Origin of the sequence: Sphingomonas sp. Leaf231 (genome assembly GCF_001421995.1) — a bacterium.
Classification (GTDB): Bacteria; Pseudomonadota; Alphaproteobacteria; order Sphingomonadales; family Sphingomonadaceae; genus Sphingomonas.
Map to the genome: position 1 here is coordinate 287,172 of NZ_LMLS01000005.1, position 23,161 is coordinate 310,332.

Genomic DNA, 23,161 nt, shown 5'->3' on the forward strand with positions numbered 1-23,161 from the left:
TCGCCATCATCCGTGCTTACTTGCAAACAGGACTGGCCTGCCCACGATATATGCCAGTGAAGTTCGTGACCGGCGTCATATCGGCACCCCCGCCTCGCGGAGCCGCTCGGTCAGTTCGCGGGTATGTTCGGCGTCCAGCGTTCCGGCGAGGAAGGCGCGCACGTCGGACGGCCGGGTGTTGAGCTGGCTGGCGAGCGCGCCGGCGTCGTAACCGTTGCGCGTCAGGGTGGGTTCGAGGTCGTCGATCGCCCGCGACAGCACCTGCTCGACGATCTCGACCGTGACGGGCTTGGCGGCAAGCCGGAAGCCCTGTTCGAAGGCGAGCGTCAGGTGCATCTCGATCTGGAGCGGGGTGCGCAGGCGCTCGGCGATGAGGTCGATGGCGTCTTCCTCCATCAGATCGGCGACCTTGACGCCCTCGGCCGAGCAGGCGCCGAGCAGCCAGGCGAGATAGTCGCGTCGCTCGGCACCGATGCCCTCATAGTCGAACGTCGTGGTGCGGTAACCGATCTCTTCCATCTGCGGACGACGCAAGTCGTTGCGCAGCCGGGGATGGCCTACCAGTAGGACCGACAGCAGCACGCCGGCGTCGGCCACCACCTCCATCAGCCGCTTGAGGCCGGTCAACGTCTTGTGGTGGAGGTCGTGCGCCTCGTCGACCACCAGCACGACCGGTCGCTTGCCTTTGCGCATGATGTCCCGCAGGTCGCGTTCGCGGCGCTCGGCCTGCTTGGGGATCTTCACCTGGGCGCGGTCGCCGGGCGACAGGTCATAGAACAGCGCCTCGATCAGCGACGGCAGCGAGGTCCGACGCTTGTCGACCGCGAGTGACTTGGCAACGGCGACCTTGCCGGCCCTGACCAGTTCGTCCTCGATGCGGCGCAGGAGATGCGTCTTGCCCGATCCTACCAGACCGGAGACGACGATCAGCCGGCCGGTCTGCATCGCCGCGCAGACCTCGCGCACGAGGTTGCGTTGATGCTCTGTTTCGAAGTTGCCGGCACCATGAAACGGGCGGGCCAGCCCGTAGCTGGATTGAACGTCGGCGAGCATCAGCTTGTCCCCCGTCTTGCCTGGAACCGCTCGCGGATGCGGCCGGCGATGATTGTCTTGTCGAGCGTTTCACCCAGCAGCGCGTCGATGAAGGCGCGGTCCGCTTCGGGCAGGGAACCGAGCGGTCGCCGCAGCTGGTCGACGATGGCGTGACGCGCGGCGAGCCCGGTAGGGTACGCCGTCTCCATCGCCGGTTCGGGAAAAGGGGTCTGCCGTACCGCAAGCCCTGCGGTGGAGGGCGGCAGTGACGGCAGCGGCCGGTCGCCGCCCGTCACGGTCGCGCGGGGCAGCCCGAGCTGGTCGGCAAGCCGGACCACCTTGTCGAGCCGCTCCTCGGCCCGGCTCTTCTGGTACTTGCGGTAGCGGTAGAGCGGCACCGCGCCGCGCGACGGCTCGTAAGGCCCATACTGCTTGCCGTCATGCTCGACGAAAAGCTGCTGGTCGAACAGGCCCCAGAGCAACGTCACCGTCTCACCGGCCAGCTCTGGTTCGACTTCGTAGGAGGCACCCTCGACCGAGACGGTCGCGTCGCCCGCGACGGTGCGCCGCTCGGGCTCGCGCGCGAAGGCGCAGAACCGCTCCCACGAGCACATGGCGCGCACGCCCTCGCCAGGTAGATGCCGAAGCCAGTGTTCGACCCGCGCGTGTGGCTCGGAGCGATGACCGCCATTGTTGTAGGTGACCAGCGCTCGCCGCATCCACAGATTGGCTTCCGCCTCGTCCTTCGGCTTGTGGAAGTGGTACAGCGTTTCGTGCACCTCCTTCACGGTGCGGAACGGTCGTTCGACCTTGCCCTTGGCACGGGCTGCGGTGTGCCGGTCGTCCTGTCTGGGCGGCAGGTGGGTGAGGACGCGGATGCCGAGGCTGCCCATCACCGACTGGAACACGCGCGACCGGCTGACCGGGCCGTTGTCCATGTAGAGCGTGACCGGCAGGCCCTGAAACGGCAGCTCGGGTTCGGGCTTGGCGGCGAAGGCGTTGAACAGGAAGCGCAGCGCGGACTCGGCGTCCTCGCCATAGACGCTGCGATATTCCTGATAGACCACGCCCGAGCAGTCATCGACGACCGAGAACAGCATGAGCGTCGGTTTGCCGCGACCCTGTTCGATCCATAGCGGTGCCTCGACCTGTTTGAGGTCGGACGGGCTCATGTCGAAGTGCCACAGCTCGTTGGATCGCCGCGCCTGGAAACGCACGGCCGCGTGCGGGCGGGTGACACGGGCATAGTCCAGCCCCGACGAGCGGAGCAGCCGGTCGATGGTCGCCCGCTTCAGCAGACCGGGTGCGACCTTGACCAGACCCTCCGGTGTCTCGACGCCATCGGTTTCCAGAAACTCGATGGCACGGGCGGTGGAGACGTGCCGGCCCTTCTTGTTGGTGGTCCTGATCTTCAGCGCGGCGACGATCTCGGCATAGCGCTCCATCTCCGCCTGCGGTGCGACCCGCGTCGCGCCATGATCGGACCGGCGCACCGACCGGGGCCGGTTCAGCTCGCGCAGCGCCCGGTACAGCGTCGAGATCGAGATGCCGTAGGCCTCGGCCGCACGGGCGACGATCTCGGTGCGGCCGGGATCGCGTGGCGGCAACAGCGACAATCGTCGGCGAAGGTCGACCAGCGCCTCTCCGGGCGGCCGCTTCGCCCGGTCAGCCATGGGCTGCGACAGGCTCCTTGGCCGGTACGCCGCTGCCGCGCTTGCCCGCATAGCGGTAGAGGGTGGCGACCGACACGCCCATGCGCTTGGCGATGTCGCGCACCGGCAATGTCCCCTCCTTCATCATGGCACGGGCCGCGGTGACGTCGCTCGGGCGCATTACCGATGGGCGGCCACCCTTGCGGCCCTGCCGGCGCGCCTCCACCAGCCCGGCGGTGGTCCGCTCCCGGATCAGGGCACGTTCGAACTGTGCGATCGCGCCGAACACATGAAAGGTGAGCATCCCGCCCGGCGTGGTCGTGTCGATGCTCTCGGTCAGCGACACCAGCCCGATCTGCTCGCGCTCGAGTTCCTCGGCCGTGGCGATCAGCTTCTTGAGCGAACGGGCGAGGCGGTCGAGCTTCCAGACGACCAGCGTGTCGCCGGCACGCAGCACGTCTTCCAGGATGCGTGCCAGCTCGGGCCGGTCATCGCGCGCGCCCGACGCCTTCTCGGTAAACACCCGCTCGCAGCCGGCGCGGCGCAGCGCGTCGAGCTGAAGCTCGGGGTTCTGGTCGCTGGTGCTGACCCTCGCATAGCCGACCCGCATGGGCGTCCGATCTTCTCCAAACCCGTCGACCGCATACCGTTTTGCGAAGTCGGTTTCCAGAACAGTTTTGACAAAGTCCGGCCCGCAGATTTACGTTGCCGGGCAGGCAAGGCGACCGGCTCGTCAGAAACGGTCGTTTTGCAGAAGCGTCTCTCCGGTACGGGCGATGCAGGACCTTGGCATTGCACGGGCCAAAGCTGTCGTAAGCGAGATAGTATGCAAGTCGCCGTCAGCACCCTGTATGGACCGAAGAGCCTGACCATTGTCGAAGCGGGCGAAGGCACAGACGCCTGGATTTTCATTCCCCTCGAAACTGGCCCGGCAACCGTCCATGTCTTCGAAGGGCGATATCTTTTCGCTTACGGCTACATAAGTGACTGGGCAATTTTCGATCTGGAGCAGCGACGGCGTATCGCCGGTCCGCAGGCCGTGTTCGCGTTGCCTCGCATCTTCTGCTTCTCGGCCACGCACCGCTCCTTCTTTCTCGCGGGGCAGCGCGCTCCCGAGGCGGGCTACAACCGGATCCACCAGATTCCCGTCGATAGCGGCCTGCCGAGGACATATGAGCTGCCCGACGATGCCCATGTCCATCAACTAGCGTGCAGGGACGATGGAGCGATTATCGGGCTATCGCACTTCATGGAGCAGGGCACCGTGCGCCACGTCCTGCATCCGCAAACCGGCGAGGTGCAAACCGACTGGCTTGTCGATGCAATATACTGGAGTGTGTCCAGATATGGCCCTCGCTGGATCAGTCCCGATGGACGCTGGGCACTTCGCAATACCCTCGATGCGCCGCTCCTGGCCCGAGGCAGAAGGACCGGCCTTCTCGATCGGTTCATGCCGGAACGACAGGCAGGTGCGAAACACCCCGATCTGCGCGATGACGGCAAGCCACGATACGCACTCGCGCTGGAACTGATCGAACTCGAACCACTTCGCAAAGCCAGCACGCTGATGGTGGCATATCGCACCCCGAAAGAACTGGATCTTTATCCGGCCGACGTTGCGCTGCTGGATGCGTGGTTCCGACGTCCCGCCGCTGAACGCCCCATGCTGTTGCCGAGCTCCCATGCCGAGAGCATGCACCCCGAACAGGCCAAGGTCGCAGAACTTGCGAAAAGCAAATTTCTCAACCAGCTCGATGATGTCGTCTGGGCCAATGATTCCCAAAGCTTTTCGATGCGGGTCGGTGAATACAAGGTACTATTGGACGACAAAAATATAGGTTTTTATCGCCAGTCGCGCCGTCAGGTTGGTATAGATGGAAGCATCGGTGAGTTGCAGACTGTAGAAAGCAGACACCTGGTTCCAGCATGGCCGGGTGTGAGCGAACGTGCATATAAAATCGTCGAAACGGACATAAAGCGGCGATCGACGCAGAGCATCAACCTGGGGGGTATGTCCGTCGTCGACTTCGCGAACACGATTGACGAAATGACGCGGCGCATCACCGAAAACCCGCTGAGCGACGTGACGTTCGCCGGTGCGCTCCGCTTCCAGTTCCAGGCCGGTCGCAAACGCCTCAACGAGCAGAAGCTTTTCGAGTTGATCCGCGCCGTGCCTGTCGCCGACGCCGAACCGGTGATCGAGGCTCTCCGGGGTCTGCTGGTTTCCTATGGTGACGCAACTCGGCGACATGCCACGGAGCGTCCCGGTGACAGGCTGATGAGCGGCACTGACGACCACGCGCCCGCCGCGTTGTCGGAAGCCGCGCTGTCGCTCGCGACGCTGGATGATAGGAGCGCAGCCGCCTTGCGGGTCTGGTTTCGGACCGTCGATCAGGAGCACGACGGCTTCGCGGCTGAGAAGGTCTTTCCGGCCTATGCCGCGCGGACAGGCTTTCTGGGTGTGGAAGCATTGCGCTTCGGCATCTGGTTCTTCCTGAACCAATGGCAGACGGTCAGCTTCGAGCAAAGCTGGCTGGGGCTGTTCGACGTCGCGAGCCGGACGATCTCGCCGGAAATGTTCGCGCGGGTCGCAAGGGAAGAAGCGCGCTTGGTCGCGAATGACGAAGCGCGCGCAGATGAGGCTGCCCAGCTCTCCGACTATCTCGACCGCCTGACCGAGCAAATCGGGAACACCGAGTGGGGGAACGCGGCAGCGGATCAACTGAGGAAATTGGAACGCTTGCCGTGACATCGGATCGACGATCCAAGCGCGCTGGCCGGCAGGTTATCAATGTGAGCAGGACACCGCCGTTTGCGAGCGGACGCGGATGATGGCGAGTACATTGTCACATAGCGTGAGCAGCGTAACGTACCGGCTGTCAGTCAATGCGAGCAGAAAATGGCCCTGTTTGCGAGCAGGCGACGCTACGTGTGCAAGCGCCTACAGCTATCCGCACCGAGGCACCCGATAGCTGCCTGACGGCAATGTCCCCAATCCCAGCCATTCGCCGCGTCCGTCAGAGCTCGTCAAAGCGGTCGGTCCGCTCACATGAACGAGTGGCAGGTTTCGGGCAGCGGGAGCGCGCGCTCGAACGACCGGCTTTGGGTCGAGTCGGAAATAAGCGGGACTACACCGGCGTCAGCAGATTGCCGCTGCGCTGCAGCTGTTCGATGTCACGACGGGGCGGTGCGCCAAACAGGCGCGCATATTCGCGGTTGAACTGGGACGGGCTTTCGTAGCCGACGGCAAAACCCGCGCCGCTCGCAGTGGTGCCTTCCGACAGCATCAGGCGCCGTGCCTCCTGCAGGCGCAGCTGTTTCTGATACTCGAGCGGCGTCATTCTCGTAACAGCCTTGAAGTGTTCGTGCAGGGATGACGGGCTCATGCCCGCGGCAGTGGCGATGTCCCCGATACGGAGCGGCCGGTCGAACCCTTTGCGGATCGTCGCGATGGCGCGGCTGACCTGATTGAGGTGGCTGTCGGCGACCGCCATGTAGCGAAGCGCGGGCCCGTGGGGACCCTTGAGCAAACGATACAGGATCTCCCGCTCGATCAGCGGCGCGAGCGCGGCAAGGCTGTCGGGCTGGTCCAGCAAACGCACCAGCCGGCACGCCGCGTCGACCAGATCGTCGTCGCTGCGATATACCGCAAGGGCCGGCAGATCGGCCTTGGGTGCCCGGGCGCCTTCGGCCAGGATGAGGTCCGCCAGCACCGCCTGGTCGATGTCGATCTTGCAGCAAAGGTACGGAGCGTCCCGCTCGGCCTGGATGACGTGTCCGACGAGCGGCAGGTCGACCGAGACCAGCAGGTAATGCGCGGCATCGTAGAGAAGGCTTTGTCCGCCGAGCGAGACCCGTTTGGCGCCCTGCGCGATTATGCAAAGCGACGCATCGTAGACGGCGGGCAGGGGCACGGTTGGTTCGTCGGCCCGAAAAAGCGACAGCCGATCTATTGCCGTGCTCACCAAACCGGTTCGCGGAATGTGGTGTGCAGCCAGCGCGGCCAGATCTGCGATCGTGCTCATTGAGGGTCTGTGTCCGCTGTTACGGGCCTCGGCAAGCGTGGCGCACCTTGTTCCGGAGAATCGTGCAAGGATCGCGGCGGATCGGTCTTACGCCGGCCGGTGGATCGGTTCCATCTGTGCCCAGCCTTCATGGCCACAGGAGAGGACTCATCATGAACGACGTCATCGACAAGACCGTGCTGATCAGCGGCGCGTCCAGCGGTATCGGCGAGGCCACCGTGCGGGAACTGGCGGGCAGGGGCGCGCGCCTCTTCATCGGCGCGCGCAGGACCGGGCGGCTCGAGGCGCTGGCGGCAGAATTGGGCGCGAATGTCGCGTGGCACGTGCTGGACGTGACTGACGCGGCGAGCTTCGCCACCTTCGCCGACGCCGCGGAAGCGCGGTTCGGGCGTGTGGACGTGCTGATCAACAATGCCGGCGTGATGCCGTTGTCGCCGCTCGCCGCGCTGAAGCAGGACGAGTGGACGCGGATGTTCGACGTCAATGTTCACGGCGTGCTGAACGGGATCGCGGCCGTGTTGCCCCGGTTCATCGCCCAGAAGGCGGGTCACGTTGTGAACGTGGCATCGATCGCGGCGCATTTCGTGATGCCGAGCGCCGCCGTCTACTGCGCCACCAAATATGCGGTCTGGGCGATCACCGAAGGGTTGCGTCAGGAGCATGACGACATCCGCACGACGATCATATCCCCTGGGGTCGTGGCGACCGAACTGGGCAACGACATCACGGACCCGGCGATCGCCTCTGCACTGACGACGTGGCGGCAGAAGTCGCTCACCCCCGACGCGATCGCGCGGGCGATCCGCTACGCCCTGGAACAGCCGGACGGGGTGGATATCAACGAGGTCATCGTCCGCCCGACCGCAGCCGGCATGTAGCCGCGTCACGCTACCAGTCCGGGCGGACTTTCGGTCTGCCTGGACTGGTGTCGAGGTGAACGGCTGTCTGCGATCGAGACGACCCGATCATCGCAACGACGTGCGGTCAGACGGCTGGCGCGGCGTAGGAGCGCAGTTCATCGAGGATCGAATGCCGCGACGGACGCCAACCAAGCGTGCGTTCGGCGCGTTCGCCCGACACCAGCTGGTCGCACGCGATCGCATCCGCGAAGCCCCCGAGCGCCTGCCGAGCCTCTTCCAGTGGCCACTCCGCCACCCGGCCCGCGGCGCCCGCCCCCTCGCTGGCGGCGCGTGCGATGTCGATCAGCGGGATAGCGGCGCCTTGCGCGCCGTTGAAGATCGAGGCCGCCGGCGCCTTCTCGAGCGCGAGCAGATACAGATCGGCGAGATCGTCGACATGCACGCATGTCCAGCGGTTCCGCCCGTTGCCGACGTACCGCGCAGCGCCATGTTCCTGCGCCGAGCCGTACATCATCATCGTGGTCCAGGCGTGGTTGCCGTAGACCCAGGCGGGACGGATGATGATGCTGTGAACGCCATCGGCCGCGGCGCCGAGGATCTCCGCTTCGAGCGCCTGGCGAAAGCGCACCATTTCCAGCGGATTGAGCGGGCTATCCTCCGTTGCGGGCCTATCGCCGGTGGCGCCGTACAGGAAACAGCCGCTCGTATAGACAAAGCGCCTTGACGTGCCGCGCAGCGCATCGATGATCGCGCGGGTCGCCGCTTCGTCATAAGCCGCGCTGTTCTGGTCGTTCGGCGACGCGGCATGGACGACCGCATCGACGCTCTGGACAGCGTTGGCGATGCTGACCGCATCGCCCAGGTCGCCTTGGACCGCCTGATAGCCCATGTCGGTCAGCCTGACCGCGCTCGCCTCCGAACGCGCAAGCCCGACCACGTCATGCTTCGCCACCGCCAATCGACGTGCGACCGCCCCGCCGATCAATCCCGTAGCACCCGTTACCAATACACGCATGTCAGCATCCCATTGCTTCTGTGCCGCAGGTAGAGCGGAACTGGGGCGCTGCGGGAAATCGCCAAAGTTGATACGCCGTTATCAGCGAGGACGATGGCGTCAGGCCGACGCGGCGATCCCGGCAATGCAGTCGCGAAGCCAGACCGTAGCGGGATGGTCATTTACCCGCCGATGCCACATCATCGCCAGCGGCCAGTCCGGCAACGCAACCGGCGGCTCATGCACGACAATACCCAGATTGGCCGCAGCGAACCGCCGGGCGACGCGCGCGGCAAGCGTCGCGATCAGGTCGGTGTCAGCGACGACGAACGGCGCGACCAGAAACTGCGGCAAGCTCAGCACGACACGGCGTGCCAGCCCAAGTGCCGCAAGCTTGCGGTCGACCAGCCCCGCACGATCCCCCTCGGGCGATACCAGGAGATGGGGCGCCGCCGCGAACGCCGCGACGTCGGCCTCGTTCGCAAAGGCCGGATGCCCGGGCCGGGCGATGCAGACGAAACCTTCCCGAAGCAGCGGGCGTGTCAGGATGCGTGCCGAGGCGTGGACGGGAACGCTGAGTGCGAGGCTCGCCTCGCCACTGTCGAGGAGATCGACGACCTCGTCCTTCCCAAAAATGCCGCGGACCCGCACCTCGAGACGAGGCGCTTCGATGGCTAGGGTCAGGACTCATTGGTCATAGCCAGAAGATGACTGTGGCCGCGAGGGCGACGGCGGAGAGGAAGACCGTTGGGCATCGGTCGTAGCGTGTGGCGACGCGGCGCCAATCTTTCAGGCGGCCGAACATGATCTCGATGCGGCTGCGGCGCCGGTAGCGCCGCTTGTCGTACCTGACCGGCTCGTTGCGCGATCTACGGCCCGGGATGCAGGGCTGGATGCCCTTGGCTTCCAGGGCGTCCCTGAACCAATCCGCATCATAACCGCGATCACCAAGCAGCCATTGCGCCTTTGGCAGATCGTCGAGCAGAGCTGCCGCGCCGGTGTAGTCGCTGACCTGCCCGGCGGTCATGAAGAAGCTCAAGGGCCGCCCATCCGCATCGCTGACGGCATGCAACTTGGTGTTCATACCGCCTTTCGTGCGGCCGATCAGGCGGCCGAGATCCCCTTTTTAACCCGCAGGCTCGATGCCGTGCGGTGTGCCTTCAGGTAAGTCGCGTCGATCATGACTGTTTTCGGCACGGCCTCCGCTGACGCCAGACCCTCCATCATGCGCAGGAAAACGCCCCGTTCACCCCAGCGCTTCCACCGGTTGTACAGCGTCTTGTGCGGACCATACGCGCTCGGTGCATCACACCAGCGCAGTCCGTTGCGATTGACGAAGACGATGCCACTCAGCACCCGTCGGTCATCGACCCGCGGCTTGCCATGGCTCTTGGGGAAGTACGGCTGCAGGCGCGCCATCTGCTCATCCGTCAACCAGTACAGGTCGCTCATCCACGCTCTCCTCACGGGGCCTGAATCAGATCGCGGCGCTCACATCAATGGGTCCTGACCGTAGTACTTTTCGCTTGATTTATCGCCATTGTCGATCAGACTTATGACGCTTTAGAGCCTGTTGCGCGCGTATCTCTTGAGGAGAAGACGTTTGAAACGGCGATATATCAGGATGCAACGCAACGCTGCTATAATTTGGCTGCCAATAGCGCTGGGTGCATGTGGAACACTCCAGCCGACAGGCAAGGCGGCCGTCGACTACAACAAAGCTTTTGCCAAATCTCGCGACGAAGTTACCGTCATAAACATTCTGAGGGCCTCCGAACGACAGCCGCTGCAGTTCTCCACGATATCCAGCGTGCAGGGCGGACTTAGGACAGGCGCCACGCTCAAGCTGCCCTTCACAAATATCATAGCCGGCGGCGAGGACTCGATCTCCCCGGAGGTTAGCTTCTCCTCGAGAAATCCGACCGTCTCCATCACCCCGTTGGCGACCAAAGAATTCGTCCTGGGCATATCGCGACCTCTTTCACCCAGTACTATAGACCTTCTTTTGAGCCAGGGTTGGTCACGGCAGGTCGTTCTCAGCCTGACCATCGGCGGAGTGGTCTGCCAGAACGGGGATGTCGTGCTCAACGGCGGAAACGACGAGAAGGAGGACGAGCTCTTCCTAGAGGCTCTCGAACAAGCGACGGCGTTCGATATCCAACCGGGAGCCGAAAAGCCCTACGCTAGGCTTCGGATGAGTGGAAAGGATGCGCTAAGCCTGACGAAGGACGGCGTCGGTGAGGGCAAGTACGTCAAGTCGATCACGTCAGTGAGCGCCACCGACGTCATGGTGGAGGTGGCCGCCAAAGGCGATGTTGAAATCACGGGTGTGCACTTGGAGAGGGCCTGCTCGGAGAAACCGGCGCCTCCGCGGCCGACGACCAAGAAGGTCCTGGGGCAGGTTCAAGCCGGCCCCACCGGCATCATCATGAGATCCGTCTTTGGCATATACCAGTATCTCGGCGAAGCTCATGCGCGGAACCATCGCAACCAGAGGAAACACTGCGACGGCACAACGGCAGCACCTGCCACACCCCGGCTGTTCGATTTAAGGCTGGCATGCTCGAAGTCCGCTCCGCCGGACAGCGTCGTCTCCACCTCGTTTCAAGGAAGCAGGTTCTACGTCAGTCCGGCAGGCCGCGTCGCCGAAGGCGATCGTACGCTCGAGACCTTGTCCCTGTTGACCTTCCTGGTGGACCTCCAAACGAACGAAGCGGCTGTCAAGTCATCGGTCCCCTTCGTAGCCATAGCTCAATAGACCGCCGGGCAGGTAGTTTGGCGATTTCGTGAGCGCGCTTTCCGATGACGCAACCTAAAAGTGGTTGATCATCCGAGCGGTCGATAGGAGCTTCTTTGAGATTGAAACCTCGGACCAGGCCGCCCCTGGGACGATCAAATCCGCTTGCAAGGACGTGCGTATAGCGTGGCCGCAAAGCGAAAGTGGACTGTCCATAAGCCCCCAATGCCGGAAGTTCGGGCAATCGGTGCGGCCGTGAACGGAACACTTGTTGCTAGCTGAACGAACGGCAGGAGTTGGGATATGGAAAGGCCGCGCCGAATGACCGAAACTGGGTTCACTCGACGGTAGTTTTCATTGGCTGTCAGCCAGCGCCGACCGCTCGTCAGCATCGGCCGGAAGAGCGAACCTTCGCTCCGCAAATCGTCCGTTCAAAGGTGACGCATCATATCTGGGGCAGAACCTCGCAAGTTTGAACACAAAAAGGGGCCTACGACCGACCCTCTCTGGTAGCTCTAGCTCCCGCACACAGTTCAGGTTCTTTAACGTCTGTCCTGAACTAGAACGGGGCGATCAGCCGAAAGCGCGTCGTGCGGCCATTGTCCAGCGTTACGTCGCCGCCGTGAGCACGCGCAATGCGACGTGCGAGGGTGAGACCGATCCCCGAACCATCGGGCTTGCTGGTGTGGAAGGGACGGAAGATTCGGGTGCGGGCGTCGGGCGCGACTCCGGCGCCGCTGTCGCCGACCAGGATCGTCAGCACCCTCGGCGTGTGCGTGATCGACAGCGTGACGCTACCATCCTTGCCCGCCGCCTCGGCGCCGTTCTGCAGCAGGGCCCAGACCGCCTGCGTCAACTGGTCGCGATCCACGTCTGCTGTAGCCGCGTCCAAAATCGCGCAGGTCAGTGTCACGTCCGGGCCGAAGCGCGCCGCGAACAACCGCGCGAGATCCTCGCCGAATTCAGGGAGAGACACCGGTCCGCGATCGGGAGCAGGGAGGCGTGCGAGATCGCGATAGCCGCGGGTGAACGCTTCCAGCCCCTCGATCCGGCGGGCGAGAGTCGCGAGGATCTCCGGCAGCGACGGGTGCCCCGCTGCCGCGGCGGTTATCGCGCTGTCAGCCAGCGAGACGATCGGCGACAGGCCGTTGAGAAGTTCGTGCCCTAGGATGTCGATCATCTCGTCGGCCGCACGATCCTGTGCGGCGCGCTCCTCCGCCTCGACGTCGATCAACGCCAGAAGCCGATCGCCGCGCCGCCCCTCGACCGCGTCGATCCGCAACCCGCGACCCTCGTGGCGCACGGTGCGCGCCGCGGGTTCGGCGAGCGCTGGCGGCACGGGCAGAATGCGCTCGTCAGTCGCAAACAAGGTGCGGGCGGCACGATTGATCGCACGCGCGTCGCCCGCATCGACCCGCACCAGCGGCACAGGGACTTGGTCGAGCAGGAGGCGGACGGACAAGGGATCAAGCGGTTCCGCGGGGATAGCGGCCTTCGCCGGTGGACGGTGCATCGCTGCCCATCCGCTCGCCGCCACGACCCACAGCACGACCAGCAGCGCCCCCGCGGTCGAGGCCCAAAGCCCCGCCTGCCACGCCAGCACCAGCAACCCGCCGCCGATCGCCAGTCCCAGCCCCGATGCGATCGTCGTGAGGCTACGCCCCTCAAAGGCCATGGCGCGCCATGCGGCGGTAAAGCGCGCCGCGGCTCAGCCCCAGAGCGGCGGCAGCGTGCGAGACGTTGTGGCGATGTTCGCGCAAGGCCGCCTCGATCATTGCGCGCTCGTTTTCGTCGAGGTCGAAGCGCGCCGCAGGTGCGGGAAGCGCGGTCGGGGCAGACGTGGCGACTAGATCGTCGGCGTGGATCGTGTCGCCCTCGCCAAGCAGCACCGCGCGCTCGATTGCGGCAGCGAGCCCGCGCACCTCGTCGGGCCAATCCGCGGTACGGAGCGCGGTTTCCGCGGCTGGGGAGAGGCGCACGCCCGAACGGCCGTAGCGCTTAGCGGCGAGGCGGAGGAAGTGGCGCGCGAGGATCAGCACGTCGTCGCCGCGCGCGGCGAGCGGCGGGACCGCGATTTCGACCGTGGCGATGCGCCGGGCGAGCGCGGGCGCGATCGCAGCGGGACGGTCCGCGATCGAGATGCAGCGCGCCGCAGCGGGCAACAAGTGACGCAGGCGGTCCTGCTCGACCTCTCCCATCCGGTCGGGATGCCGCAGCAGCAGCGCGCTGCGCGCCGCCGCGATCCCCGACCATGACGCCGCGTCGCGCAGGTCGACAATCGTCAGCGGCTCGGCGGCTTGCGGCGAGGCGGCGTGGAGCGCGGCGGCGACGAGGCTGCGCCCGCTGCCCGAGGAACCGCTTACCACGACCCCTGCGGGGGTCGGGCCGATGCGTCCAATCAGGGAGCGGACTCGGGCGATCGCGTCGCTCTCGCCGATCAGGCGAGCCGGCTGATCTGTCATCGCCACCGGCGCGAGCGTCGGGGCCGGACCGGTCTGCCGCGCAACCCGCTCCAGCGCGGCGATGAGGTCGGCGTTGCGCCACGGCTTCATCACGAAGTCGCTGGCACCCGCGCGCATCGCCGCTACCGCGATCCTTATGCCGCTGTGTGCCGTGATGACCACGATGCGCGCGGCGGGATCTTCGACGTGGAGGCGCGCGAGAAGCGCCAGCCCCTCCGCGCCGTCTGTCTGGCCCAGCGAATAATTGAGGTCGAGCAGGATCGCGTCGAATCGCTGCGACGCCAGCAGCGACAACGCCGCCTCCGGCCCCTCGGCATGCGCGAGCCGGTGCCCCGCGAGTCGCATCGCCACTCCGAGCGATTCGGCGACATGGCGGTTGTCGTCGACGAGCAGGATAGAGAGCCCGCTTGACGCGTCGCTCGGGTGTCCATTTCCGAACACCGTGTCCGAATTCGGACGGACACTATCCACGTCCTTTGAAGAGAATCCTGCGTTCATAGTGACTTAGGGTTTTTGCTCGACCTGCGCGACACTACGACCATGATGACCGAACAGAAGATGGGCGCAAGTGCCCCGTCCGGCACGGGTTCCGGTGCTGCAATGGACCGGCGCGTAGCACAGAAGCCGAAGCGGTGGTGGCGGCAGCGTGGCTTGCTGATCGTGGTGGCGGTCGCGCTCGTCGCCGTGGCGGCGTGGTGGATGCTGCCGGCGGCCGGATCGACCGACATCTCGGCGAGGGACGTCGACACCGGCGAGGTCACGCGCGCCGCGTTTGACGATTATCTTCCGGTGCGCGCCAAGGTCGCCCCCCGGTTGACCACTTTGGTCGGCGTCCTGTCGGGTGGGCAAGTGGAGCAAATGCTGGCGCAGGACGGCGCGATGGTGGTGGAGGGGCAGCCGCTCGCGACGCTGGCCAATCCGACGCTCAAACTGGACGTGCTGACGCGCGAGGCGCAGATCGCCAGCCAGCTCGGCGGCATCGCCAGCGAAGGCCTGGGGATCGAGCGCAACCGGCTCGACCGCGCCGCGCAGGTGTCGCAGGCCGAATATGACCTCATCAAGGCGCGCCGCGACCTCGGCATCCGCCAGCAGCTTCACGACAAAGGGTTCCTTTCGGACGCAGGAGTGAAGAGCTTTGAGGAGGAAGCGGCCTATCAGGAGCGGCGTCTGGCGCAGCTCCGCAACGGGCGCGCCACCGAGGCCCGCATTACCTCGACGCAATCGGCGCGGCTGGAGGAGACGCAGAGCCGGCTCGCAGGCAATCTGAGCGCGGTGCGCGCCGGGCTGTCGACGCTGACGGTCCGCGCGCCTGCAGGCGGGCGGCTCACCAACTTCACGTTGCAGCCCGGCCAGACGCTGAAGCCTGGCGATCCGGCTGGGCAGGTCGACAGCGAAGGCTCATGGAAGCTTGAAGCAGACGTCGACGAATTCTTCCTTGGCCGCGTTGCAGTCGGGCAGAAAGCCAGGACCGCAGACGGCGTCTTGCTGACCGTTTCCAAGGTGCTGCCGGCGGTAAAGGAAGGCCGCTTCCGCGTCGAACTGACCTTCGACCGCGCGCCGCGCGCCGGGCTCAACCGCGGTCAAACACTCGACCTGCGCATCACGCTCGGCGCAGCGAGCAACGCGGTCGTGGCGCCGGTCGGCGGCTGGCTGGAGTCGGGAGGCGGAAACTCGGCCTTCGTTCTCGACGCGGACGGCGCGCATGCCCGCCGCCGCGCCGTCAGGACCGGTCGCCGCAATCCCGAACAGGTGGAAATCGTGTCCGGCCTCAATCCCGGCGAGCGCATCGTCACCAGCAACACCTCGTCCGTGAAGGGCGACATCCTGAACATTCGATAGGGGAGCCAAGCACATGATCCGCATGGAGAACATCCAGCGCCACTATGTCTCCGACGAGGTCGAGACCATCGCGCTGGCCGACATCGACCTGCACGTCGCACGCGGCGAGTTCCTCGCCATCATGGGCCCTTCCGGCTGCGGCAAGTCGACCCTGCTCAATACGTTGGGCACGGTCGATCGGCCGAGCGCGGGCCGCTACCTGTTCGGCGACCAAGATCTCGCGACCCTGGACGAAAAGGCCCTCGCACGGTTCCGCGGCACGACGCTGGGCTTCGTGTTCCAGAGTTTCAACCTGATCGATGAGCTGACGATCGAGGAGAATGTCGCGCTCGGCCTCGCCTATCGCAGCGATGTGTCGGATCGGCGCACGCGCGTTGCCGCGGCGATGGACAAGGTCGGCATCGCGCATCGCGCCCGCCACTTTCCGCATCAATTGTCCGGCGGTCAGCAGCAGCGTGCCGCCATCGCCCGCGCGATCGTCGGCGAGCCGAAGCTGATCCTCGCGGACGAACCGACCGGCAACCTCGACCTCGCAAATGGGGAGCAGGTGATGAACATACTCACCGGCCTGAACGACGCCGGCACGACGATCGTGATGGTCACGCACTCGCCCAGCCACGCCGACATGGCGAAGCGCCGCATCGACATGCTCGACGGCCGCATCGTCGCCTCCGCCGCGCGCGCGATCTGAAGGGAGCCCGTCCAATGAACGCCTCCGCCTTCACCTCCTTTTACCGCGCGCTGGTGCGACACCGGCTCTACGCCGCGTTCAACATTGGCGGCCTTGCCATCGGAATCGCGGTGTTCCTCGTGCTCGGGCTTTACGTGCGGTTCGAGACCGGTTTCGAGAAGTGGCTGCCCGGCCACGATAAGGTCTATGTTGTGCAAACGGTATGGACCATCCCAGAGAGTCCGGCGAACGGCCCCTATCCCTGGACGATGGGCGGATTGCTCGACGAGATGCGACAGGATTTTCCCGGCATCCTCGGCGTCCAGATCAATGGCGGCGACAAGGGAGGTGCGATCCTCGCCGACGGCCGCGCGACAACTGTGGATGCGGCGCAGGTCGACCCAAGTTTCTTCAAGGTGATGCCGCTGCCGCTGGTATCTGGCGATCATGCGTCCGCGTTGGCGCAGCCGGGGAACGCCGCGATCGACGAAACGACCGCGCGCGCCTATTTCGGCGATCGCGATCCGATCGGGCAGACGCTGGTGCTGTCGATGGACAAGGTCCGTACCTATCGCGTGAGCGCCGTGTTTCGCAACCTGCCCAAGAACAGCGACTTCAAGCTGTCGGTGCTGGTGCCGCTCACCCACGACATGGCGAACAAGTATTGGCATCACTGGGGCAGCGCGTCGCTGCGCACCCTGGTTCGCTTCGACACACCGTCCGCCGCGCGGGCATTCGAGGGCAAGCTGCCCGCCTTCGTCGACCGGCGGGGGAAGGAGATGGCGGAGCCGGGAACCAAGCCATCGGACACCCAGCAACTCAAGCTGCTGCCGCTGACCGATCTGCACCTGACGCCCGAGGGCAGCGATGGCGGGAGCCGCAAACTGACCGTCGTTACATTGGGGCTGGTCGGCGTGCTGACGCTGCTGATCGCGGTGGTCAATTACGTCAATCTCGCCACCGCCCGTGCCGGGCTGCGCGCCCGTGAAGTGGCGATGCGCAAGGTGCTGGGCGCCGACCGTGGTGCGCTGGTGCGGCAATTCCTCGGCGAGGCGGTACTGACCGTGGCGATCGCCGCGCTCGTCGGGCTGATCCTCGCGGAACTGGGGCTGCCACTGGTCAATGCCGCGGGCGGCCTGTCGCTGACGATCCCCTACGGCGTGATCGTCCCGGCGCTGGCAGTGCTCGCCATCGTCGTCGGCGTGCTGGCAGGGGTCTATCCCGCGCTGATGCTTGCGCGCTTCCCTGCCGCGGCGGTTCTGGCCTCGTCACGCTCACCGGGCGGGGGGCGGGCGGGCACCCGCGTCCGCGAGTTGCTGGTGATCGGGCAGTTCGGACTTGCCATCGCCTTCATGATCGGCACGGCGGTGCTGGTTGCGCAGACGCGGCACGTCCGCTCCACCGACCTCGGCTTCCAGCGCGCTTCACTGCTCGTACTGACCTCATTGTCTGACCCGGCCGTGCCGGTCGATCGCAAGAATACAATCCTCGCCGCGATCCGCGCCTTGCCGCAGGTGACGGACGCCACCATCGCCAACGCCGCGGTTGGAGGCAGCGGGGAAAGCAACAACACCAACGTGCCGCTGCCCGGCGTGGCCGGGCCGGGGCCGTCGCTCACCTGGGTTCTGGTAAGCCCACGCTTCTTCGAGACCCATGGCTCGAGGTTGCTCGCCGGGCGCTGGTTCGACGAAGTCCATGGCGGCGACGACACGACCGGCCGCAAGGGCACGGATGGCGCGAATATCGTGATCAATCGCCGGGCAGTGTCCACGCTGCGGTTCAAGACGCCGCAGGAGGCGATCGGAAAGACGCTGGGTGGTGATCGCCCGCGCACCATCATCGGCGTGGTCTATGACATGCGTTTCGACACGCCGCGCAACCCGATCGCGCCCACTTATTACATCTACACGCGCAAGCCGGAGACAGTCAGCACGTCGGTCGCGACGATTCGCATCGCAGGCGACCCGCGCAGCGCTATAAAAGGGGTGGCGGACCTTTGGCAGCGGATGGCGCCTCAGGTGCCGCTGGCGCTCAAGACTGCCGACCAGCGACTCGCCGATTTCTACGAAGCCGACGATCGCGCCACTCACCTTTTCGCGATCGGTGCGGGGTTGGCGGTGCTGATCGGGTGCGTCGGCTTATGGGGACTCGCCTCCTTCAACACCGCGCGCCGAACGAAGGAGATCGGTATTCGTAAGACGCTGGGCGCGTCATCAGAGGACATCGTCAAGCTCCTGGTCGGGCAGTTCCTGCGTCCGGTGCTGATCGCCAACCTCGTCGCCTGGCCGCTCGCCTATTTCGCGATGCGGACGTGGCTGGCGGGGTTCAGTGATGCCGTGACGCTCTCGCCGGTGTACTTCCTCGGGGCGAGCGCGCTGGCGATCGTCATCGCGGTGCTGACCGTGCTCGGCCAATCGCTGCGCGCCAGCCGCGCGGCGCCCGCCTGGGCGCTGCGCCATGACTAAGCGCGTGCTGCTGCTGACGGCCGCGCTGACGCTTGCCGCGCCGGCCTCGGGCGAAACGCTGCGCGAGGCGCTGGCGGAGGCGTGGGCGAGCAATCCCGCGCTCGCCGCGGCTCGCGCCCGCCAGGAGGCGCTGGCTGAAGCCCCCGAACAGGCGCGTGCCGCTGGTCGCCTCACCGCCGCGGCGACGGGGGGTGCGGGGTATGACGACCTCGGCTATGGCCGAGCCGCAACGGGTGTCGTGGCGGCGACGCTGCCGATCTGGACCGGCGGACGCGTCCCCTCGGCGGTGCGCGCCGCCAGCGATGACGTCGCGGCCGGGCGCGAGTGGCTGAGAGATACGGAACAGGCGGTGCTGGAACAGGTGGTGGAGGTCTATGCCGCCCTGCTTTTCAACCAGCAGTCGGTGGAGGTCGCGCGCGTAGGGATCCAGCGGCTCGATCAGCAGGTCGAGGAGGCGCGCGCGCGCTTCGGGCTCGGCCAGTCGACACTGACCGACGTGTCGCAGCTGGAGGCGCAGCGCGCGAGCGTCGCCGCGAACCTCGCCGATGCCGAAGGAGCACTGGCGACCACCCAGGCCGGCTATCGCGCGATCGTCGGGCGCGCGGCGGGCGCGCTGACGGCGCCTGCCGACGGCACCGGGCCAGACCTTCCGCGCACGCTCAGCGACGCGCGCGGCGCGGCGGCGGAGAACAATCACTTGCTGCTGGCGCGGCGTCGCGCACTCGGCGCCAGTGCTGAGCGGATCGATGCCGCACGGGCGGAAGGGGCGCCAGCACTGGACGCCTCTGGCGGATATGGGCGCGGAACGCGGATCGGCGATGCGGGGGGCGGGTTCCCGCTCGCAGGCAATGCCGGGTTGACGCTGCGAATCCCGCTGCTGACCGGCGGCTTCGTCGGTTCGCGCGTGAGGGAGGCGCGGGCGAATTGGCGTGCGGACCGCTTCGCCGTCGATGCCGCGACGCGCGAGGCGGAGCGCGGGACGGATGCAGCCTGGGCAGCGCTGATCGCTGCCCGAACGCGGCTGGAGGCGGGGGTCGCAGGGCTGAAGGCCGCTGACCTCGCGCTTCGTGGCGTGCGCGCAGAATATGGCTTCGGGTTGCGCTCGACGGTGGATATCCTGATCGCGGATCAGAGCTATCGCGGTGCGCAGCTTGATGTGGCGCGCGCGCGGGCCGACGTCTTGGTCGCGCAGGCTGGCATGTTGCGAGCAGTAGGCGGCCTGACCCTTGCCGCCTACCGTTGAGCGGCGGACGCGCCTCTCAGCGATGATATGGGTTTGGCCTGCAAGCCGTTTATGCGGCTTGCTGACGAGCCAGTGCATCGGAGTGGTAAATGATGCCGGTGAGCGCGTGAGCCTTGGTGGCCTATGCTCCGCCAGACTCAACGATTGCCGCCGCCTGTCGTCCCTTTCCATACTCTCCGCGACGCTGAACCTTCACGTGAGATTTGTCTCCTCTTGGCCGTCTCACACAATCGCGGCACCGACGTAAACTTGACATGGATATGATGAATGTATGTCCGCTTTGGAGAAGCGGCTCGACGCATCTGAGCGGCTGATTTTGGGTCTTCATCACGTGGTCGGCTCCAGCTTGACGACGCGACGATCGCGCGGTGCATGCGCTCCGCGATATTGGCCGGTTGGGAGCCGATGTCGCGCAGAAGGCCGTTCGCGGTCATTATCGACGCCGAGGGCAATCGAGCCGTGCGGCGGATCGGCCAAGACCGAAAGTCGCACCAAGCGTTTACCTTATCAGTGGCGGTAGGGCAGGCCAACTTCGTCTCAAGATGAAGACACATCTTCGACTTCCGACGAATATGCATGTGGACGACGCGATGGATTGGGCATGGCGGCCGTGATGGCGCGAAACAGGCTGACCATCGATTAATGGTCGACCTTATTCACTGTTTCGGGCCAGCCCGTCAAAGCGGTGAGATACAAGCACCGGCCAAATGACGATTGCGCGTTGTGCCAATGCATTGTAGCATTATGATGTGCAGGCGCCTCCTGCATGTCATAAAATCAACTACTTAGTTGGTGTGTTGGTTGGGTGGGACTCCTGCCGCCCCAGCCAATTTCAAGCTAAGTGATTGATCGAACTGCTTAACCCCGGTCCGGATGCCCCAGTGTGTACAGTTGGCTGTGCCAATGGGGTGTGCGGGGAGATCAACGTCCTTGGCCTCGCTCCAGCATGTCTATCGCTGCGGCCACGTTTTCTGGTGGCGCAGGGTTCGTTGTTCGTTCCATAATACGCCCATCGACGTTCGTCTGTCGCTCGGGACCCCCGACCGGCTGCAGGCGCGGAACCGGGGCGCGGTGTTGACCGTCCTATGATCGGGTGGTGACCATGATGAACGAACGGGTTAGCGCCAACCGCGAGCTGATGGAAAGCAAGTCCCAGACGATCGCCGAGCGATGTACGAGGAACGCTTGGCCGAAGTCTGCAACGGGTGATGGTGAACTCCGTACGATGTCGACCATCGTTTCGCCACGAACCGTATCTTCGTGGGCCGAACTACACGGGGCGTACATGTCGTTCCTGCCCGACGAACTACGCAGGCTCGAAGCCGAAGGCTGGGACGCGCAGCGCATCGCCGATCTGCAAACGATCGTTGCCTTGCGGGAGAACATCGGGTTTCAACGCAATCTGGAGGGGAAAAACTGACCGGCTCCTCGCTGCGGCGAGCTTCGCGATTGATGACCGCCGACGCTGGTTGGTCAAATCGCTCTTTATTCGATCTATGGCGGCCCCGATGCCGATGCCGATGCCGATGCCGATGCCGATGCCGATGCCGATGCCGATGCCCGGCAGGATTCGCGTATGTTGGTGCAGCCGGTCAACGTCAAGGCGTGCCACGCCCGTCCAGTCAATCGCGAACGCCAGCAAGCGCCGTCCGGGTAGCAGTTCAAGGCGAACAAGATTGCCCAGCGCGTCGGTGAGTGCAAGGATCGGTCCTCATGCCGGCTTTCGAGCGACCGATGGCGTGGCTTTGAGTCCACTTTTGCGCCTTGGCCATGCCGATGAACCTTGACGATCGTGGCATCGACCATGGCGCATCCATGTCGGGCTCCCCTGAGCAGGCACCGAATACCCGCTTGAACACATCGGCTGCCCGCCATTCGCGAAACCGCCGGAACGCCGTACTGCAAGTTCCGACTAGCGCTGGCAGATCACGGCACGGCCTGCCCGTGCGCGCAATCCACGACCACGCCTCGACGGACAGCCGGTTGTCCCTTTCACTGCGACCCGCGGCAGTGCGTTTGCCCAGGCAGTGCGGCTCTATTCTCGCGCGTCGGGGATCAGTCCGTATGAAACGATCCATCCGCAGTTTAAATTACAGACAAGGTCAGCCGTAAATCGCCACAAGCCCTACGGCGAAAAGCTTTTTACCAGCGAGCCGGCGACAAGTGCCCAGCCATCCACCAGCACGAAGAAGATGATCTTCATCGGCATCGAAATCGTCACTGGTGGCAACATCATCATTCCCATTGCCATCAGAACGGCCGCGACCGCCAGGTCGATGACCAGGAACGGCAACAGCAAGAGAAAGCCGATTTCGAACGCCCGGCGCAGTTCCGAAATCATGAAGGCCGGCATCAGTGTCGTCATCGGAATGTCTGCCAGCTTGGTCGCCGGGTGCGGTGAAAGGCGGACGAACAAGGTCACATCGTCTTTGCGAACGTGATGAAGCATGAAGGTGCGGAACGGCGCCGTCGTTGCGTCGATGGCGCGCTGCTCCGTGAGCTTGCCGGCATTGTAGGGGAGCACGCCGTTCTTCCACGCCGTCTCGAATGTCGGCGCCATCACGAAGAACGACAGGAAAAGGGCCAGGCTGACGATCACGGGGTTCGGCGGCACGCCAGGCGCGCCGATTCCCGTGCGAAGCAGCGAGAGCGCGACGATGATCCGGGTGAACGACGTCACCGTCATCAGAATGCCCGGCGCGAGGCTTAATACCGTCAGTCCCAGCACCATCTGCATCGCGCGCGCCGACACCGATGGGGAGGGGAGGCCTGCGCCTGCGGCCGGGGCGGCAAGGGCCGGGTTGGCGACCAGAAGGGCTGATACCAGCAGCAGCATGCCCACTACGCGCAGGCGGGGGCGCCAACCATGTTGGTACGGGGATATCATCGCGTCAGACCTCCAACGACGATGCGCCGGAGGCGCAGATGTGCGGCAAGGCCACCGACATGTTCGGCCCAAGCAACAAGACGTGATCGAGTTGGTCCACGCGGACGATCATCAGCGTATGGCGGGTGTCGATCGCCAATCGCTCTACGACTGCCAGACGGCGATCGGGGGCGGTTCCGCGGGCGCCGGGCAGGCGCAGATCGTAGCGCCGTACCGCCCAGCTCGCACCCGCGAGGATGCCGAGCACGACCAGCAGGGCGCCGAGCGTACGGGACAGCGCAAGAATGTCCATGCG

General features: G+C 65.3%; 20 protein-coding genes. 7 read left to right on the forward strand and 13 right to left on the reverse strand.

Going from position 1 to position 23,161, the window contains the following annotated elements:
- Nucleotides 1–75: 75 nt before the first annotated feature.
- From ASE95_RS15760 to ASE95_RS15770, 3 genes are read right to left on the reverse strand one after another with little or no spacing between them, the layout of a single operon-like run.
- Entirely contained in the window at nt 76–1,053 is a 978-nt protein-coding gene (locus ASE95_RS15760; RefSeq protein WP_056638378.1) for an ExeA family protein, read from the reverse strand.
- Nucleotides 1,053–2,705, reverse strand: a complete 1,653-nt coding sequence (locus ASE95_RS15765) for an IS481 family transposase (RefSeq protein WP_056638381.1) — start codon at nt 2,703–2,705, stop codon at nt 1,053–1,055. Before ASE95_RS15765 ends, ASE95_RS15760 begins: the two co-directional genes overlap by 1 nt.
- A complete protein-coding gene (locus tag ASE95_RS15770; RefSeq protein ID WP_043061477.1) occupies nt 2,698–3,294 on the reverse strand; it encodes a recombinase family protein in 597 nt (198 codons plus the stop codon). Before ASE95_RS15770 ends, ASE95_RS15765 begins: the two co-directional genes overlap by 8 nt.
- A 216-nt stretch (nt 3,295–3,510) precedes the next feature.
- Here ASE95_RS15770 and ASE95_RS15775 point away from each other — a divergent pair, with 216 nt between their 5' ends.
- Nucleotides 3,511–5,433 carry a hypothetical protein gene (locus ASE95_RS15775; protein ID WP_056638383.1) on the forward strand — a complete coding sequence of 641 codons (1,923 nt, stop codon included), beginning with the start codon at nt 3,511–3,513 and terminating at the stop codon, nt 5,431–5,433.
- A 379-nt stretch (nt 5,434–5,812) separates the two neighbouring features.
- Here ASE95_RS15775 and ASE95_RS15780 read toward each other — a convergent pair whose 3' ends face one another.
- Nucleotides 5,813–6,709 (reverse strand): AraC family transcriptional regulator, encoded by an 897-nt coding sequence (locus ASE95_RS15780; RefSeq protein ID WP_056638386.1) that lies wholly within the window; start codon nt 6,707–6,709, stop codon nt 5,813–5,815.
- Nucleotides 6,710–6,861: 152 nt separating this feature from the next.
- Here ASE95_RS15780 and ASE95_RS15785 point away from each other — a divergent pair, with 152 nt between their 5' ends.
- Nucleotides 6,862–7,587, forward strand: coding sequence for an SDR family oxidoreductase (locus tag ASE95_RS15785; RefSeq protein ID WP_022685489.1), 726 nt, complete (start codon nt 6,862–6,864; stop codon nt 7,585–7,587).
- A 106-nt stretch (nt 7,588–7,693) separates the two neighbouring features.
- Here ASE95_RS15785 and ASE95_RS15790 read toward each other — a convergent pair whose 3' ends face one another.
- The 3 genes from ASE95_RS15790 to ASE95_RS17405 all read right to left on the reverse strand — a co-directional run bounded on the left by ASE95_RS15790 (nt 7,694) and on the right by ASE95_RS17405 (nt 10,015).
- The gene (locus ASE95_RS15790; RefSeq protein ID WP_082450198.1) at nt 7,694–8,584 is read right to left on the reverse strand and encodes an NAD-dependent epimerase/dehydratase family protein; all 891 of its coding nucleotides are present in this window, start codon (nt 8,582–8,584) and stop codon (nt 7,694–7,696) included.
- A gap of 99 nt (nt 8,585–8,683) precedes the next feature.
- Nucleotides 8,684–9,214 (reverse strand): LysR substrate-binding domain-containing protein, encoded by a 531-nt coding sequence (locus ASE95_RS15795; protein ID WP_056638392.1) that lies wholly within the window; start codon nt 9,212–9,214, stop codon nt 8,684–8,686.
- Nucleotides 9,215–9,257: 43 nt separating this feature from the next.
- Nucleotides 9,258–10,015 (reverse strand): IS5 family transposase gene (locus ASE95_RS17405; RefSeq protein WP_156024961.1). Its coding sequence is split into 2 segments (ribosomal slippage): nt 9,258–9,682 and nt 9,682–10,015, totalling 759 coding nucleotides; the frame shifts between segments, so codons are not numbered across the junction.
- A 121-nt stretch (nt 10,016–10,136) separates the two neighbouring features.
- On the opposite strand from ASE95_RS17405, the gene ASE95_RS17800 reads away from it, so the two are divergent.
- A complete protein-coding gene (locus tag ASE95_RS17800) occupies nt 10,137–11,321 on the forward strand; it encodes a hypothetical protein (protein WP_156348085.1) in 1,185 nt (394 codons plus the stop codon).
- A gap of 538 nt (nt 11,322–11,859) precedes the next feature.
- Here the strand turns inward: ASE95_RS17800 and ASE95_RS15820 are convergent.
- Both ASE95_RS15820 and ASE95_RS15825 read right to left on the reverse strand, forming a co-directional pair.
- Nucleotides 11,860–12,975 carry a sensor histidine kinase gene (locus ASE95_RS15820; RefSeq protein WP_056638402.1) on the reverse strand — a complete coding sequence of 372 codons (1,116 nt, stop codon included), beginning with the start codon at nt 12,973–12,975 and terminating at the stop codon, nt 11,860–11,862.
- Nucleotides 12,965–14,260, reverse strand: a complete 1,296-nt coding sequence (locus ASE95_RS15825) for a response regulator (RefSeq protein ID WP_082450200.1) — start codon at nt 14,258–14,260, stop codon at nt 12,965–12,967. Before ASE95_RS15825 ends, ASE95_RS15820 begins: the two co-directional genes overlap by 11 nt.
- Before the next feature lie 60 nt (nt 14,261–14,320).
- Here ASE95_RS15825 and ASE95_RS15830 point away from each other — a divergent pair, with 60 nt between their 5' ends.
- Genes ASE95_RS15830 through ASE95_RS15845 form a run of 4 tightly spaced genes read left to right on the forward strand, consistent with a single transcriptional unit; the run spans nt 14,321 to nt 19,979 of the window.
- Nucleotides 14,321–15,601 carry an efflux RND transporter periplasmic adaptor subunit gene (locus ASE95_RS15830; protein ID WP_235528356.1) on the forward strand — a complete coding sequence of 427 codons (1,281 nt, stop codon included), beginning with the start codon at nt 14,321–14,323 and terminating at the stop codon, nt 15,599–15,601.
- Between the two features lie 13 nt (nt 15,602–15,614).
- Complete coding sequence (locus tag ASE95_RS15835; RefSeq protein WP_056638405.1) at nt 15,615–16,292, forward strand: ABC transporter ATP-binding protein; 678 nt, start codon at nt 15,615–15,617, stop codon at nt 16,290–16,292.
- Nucleotides 16,293–16,306: 14 nt separating this feature from the next.
- Nucleotides 16,307–18,736, forward strand: a complete 2,430-nt coding sequence (locus tag ASE95_RS15840) for an ABC transporter permease (RefSeq protein ID WP_056638407.1) — start codon at nt 16,307–16,309, stop codon at nt 18,734–18,736.
- Nucleotides 18,729–19,979, forward strand: coding sequence for a TolC family protein (locus tag ASE95_RS15845; RefSeq protein WP_056638410.1), 1,251 nt, complete (start codon nt 18,729–18,731; stop codon nt 19,977–19,979). Before ASE95_RS15840 ends, ASE95_RS15845 begins: the two co-directional genes overlap by 8 nt.
- 1,306 nt (nt 19,980–21,285) lie before the next feature.
- Here the strand turns inward: ASE95_RS15845 and ASE95_RS17805 are convergent.
- From ASE95_RS17805 to ASE95_RS15860, 4 genes are read right to left on the reverse strand one after another with little or no spacing between them, the layout of a single operon-like run.
- Entirely contained in the window at nt 21,286–21,621 is a 336-nt protein-coding gene (locus ASE95_RS17805) for a hypothetical protein (RefSeq protein WP_056638413.1), read from the reverse strand.
- 19 nt (nt 21,622–21,640) lie between these two features.
- Nucleotides 21,641–22,057 carry a transposase gene (locus ASE95_RS18610; protein ID WP_082450201.1) on the reverse strand — a complete coding sequence of 139 codons (417 nt, stop codon included), beginning with the start codon at nt 22,055–22,057 and terminating at the stop codon, nt 21,641–21,643.
- A 47-nt stretch (nt 22,058–22,104) separates the two neighbouring features.
- Nucleotides 22,105–22,815, reverse strand: a complete 711-nt coding sequence (fliP, locus tag ASE95_RS15855) for a flagellar type III secretion system pore protein FliP (protein WP_056638414.1) — start codon at nt 22,813–22,815, stop codon at nt 22,105–22,107.
- A 55-nt stretch (nt 22,816–22,870) separates the two neighbouring features.
- Nucleotides 22,871–23,158 carry a flagellar biosynthetic protein FliO gene (locus ASE95_RS15860; RefSeq protein WP_056638417.1) on the reverse strand — a complete coding sequence of 96 codons (288 nt, stop codon included), beginning with the start codon at nt 23,156–23,158 and terminating at the stop codon, nt 22,871–22,873.
- Nucleotides 23,159–23,161 lie beyond the last annotated feature (3 nt).

Coding starts and splice junctions, on each gene's coding strand:
- ASE95_RS15760 (WP_056638378.1), bottom strand. CDS start 1,053: ATGCTCGCCGACGTTCAATCCAGCTACGGGCTGGCCCGCCCGTTTCAT.
- ASE95_RS15765 (WP_056638381.1), bottom strand. CDS start 2,705: ATGGCTGACCGGGCGAAGCGGCCGCCCGGAGAGGCGCTGGTCGACCTT.
- ASE95_RS15770 (WP_043061477.1), bottom strand. CDS start 3,294: ATGCGGGTCGGCTATGCGAGGGTCAGCACCAGCGACCAGAACCCCGAG.
- ASE95_RS15775 (WP_056638383.1), top strand. CDS start 3,511: ATGCAAGTCGCCGTCAGCACCCTGTATGGACCGAAGAGCCTGACCATT.
- ASE95_RS15780 (WP_056638386.1), bottom strand. CDS start 6,709: ATGAGCACGATCGCAGATCTGGCCGCGCTGGCTGCACACCACATTCCG.
- ASE95_RS15785 (WP_022685489.1), top strand. CDS start 6,862: ATGAACGACGTCATCGACAAGACCGTGCTGATCAGCGGCGCGTCCAGC.
- ASE95_RS15790 (WP_082450198.1), bottom strand. CDS start 8,584: ATGCGTGTATTGGTAACGGGTGCTACGGGATTGATCGGCGGGGCGGTC.
- ASE95_RS15820 (WP_056638402.1), bottom strand. CDS start 12,975: ATGGCCTTTGAGGGGCGTAGCCTCACGACGATCGCATCGGGGCTGGGA.
- ASE95_RS15825 (WP_082450200.1), bottom strand. CDS start 14,260: ATGAACGCAGGATTCTCTTCAAAGGACGTGGATAGTGTCCGTCCGAAT.
- ASE95_RS15830 (WP_235528356.1), top strand. CDS start 14,321: ATGGGCGCAAGTGCCCCGTCCGGCACGGGTTCCGGTGCTGCAATGGAC.
- ASE95_RS15835 (WP_056638405.1), top strand. CDS start 15,615: ATGATCCGCATGGAGAACATCCAGCGCCACTATGTCTCCGACGAGGTC.
- ASE95_RS15840 (WP_056638407.1), top strand. CDS start 16,307: ATGAACGCCTCCGCCTTCACCTCCTTTTACCGCGCGCTGGTGCGACAC.
- ASE95_RS15845 (WP_056638410.1), top strand. CDS start 18,729: ATGACTAAGCGCGTGCTGCTGCTGACGGCCGCGCTGACGCTTGCCGCG.
- ASE95_RS18610 (WP_082450201.1), bottom strand. CDS start 22,057: ATGGATCGTTTCATACGGACTGATCCCCGACGCGCGAGAATAGAGCCG.
- fliP (WP_056638414.1), bottom strand. CDS start 22,815: ATGCTGCTGCTGGTATCAGCCCTTCTGGTCGCCAACCCGGCCCTTGCC.
- ASE95_RS15860 (WP_056638417.1), bottom strand. CDS start 23,158: ATGGACATTCTTGCGCTGTCCCGTACGCTCGGCGCCCTGCTGGTCGTG.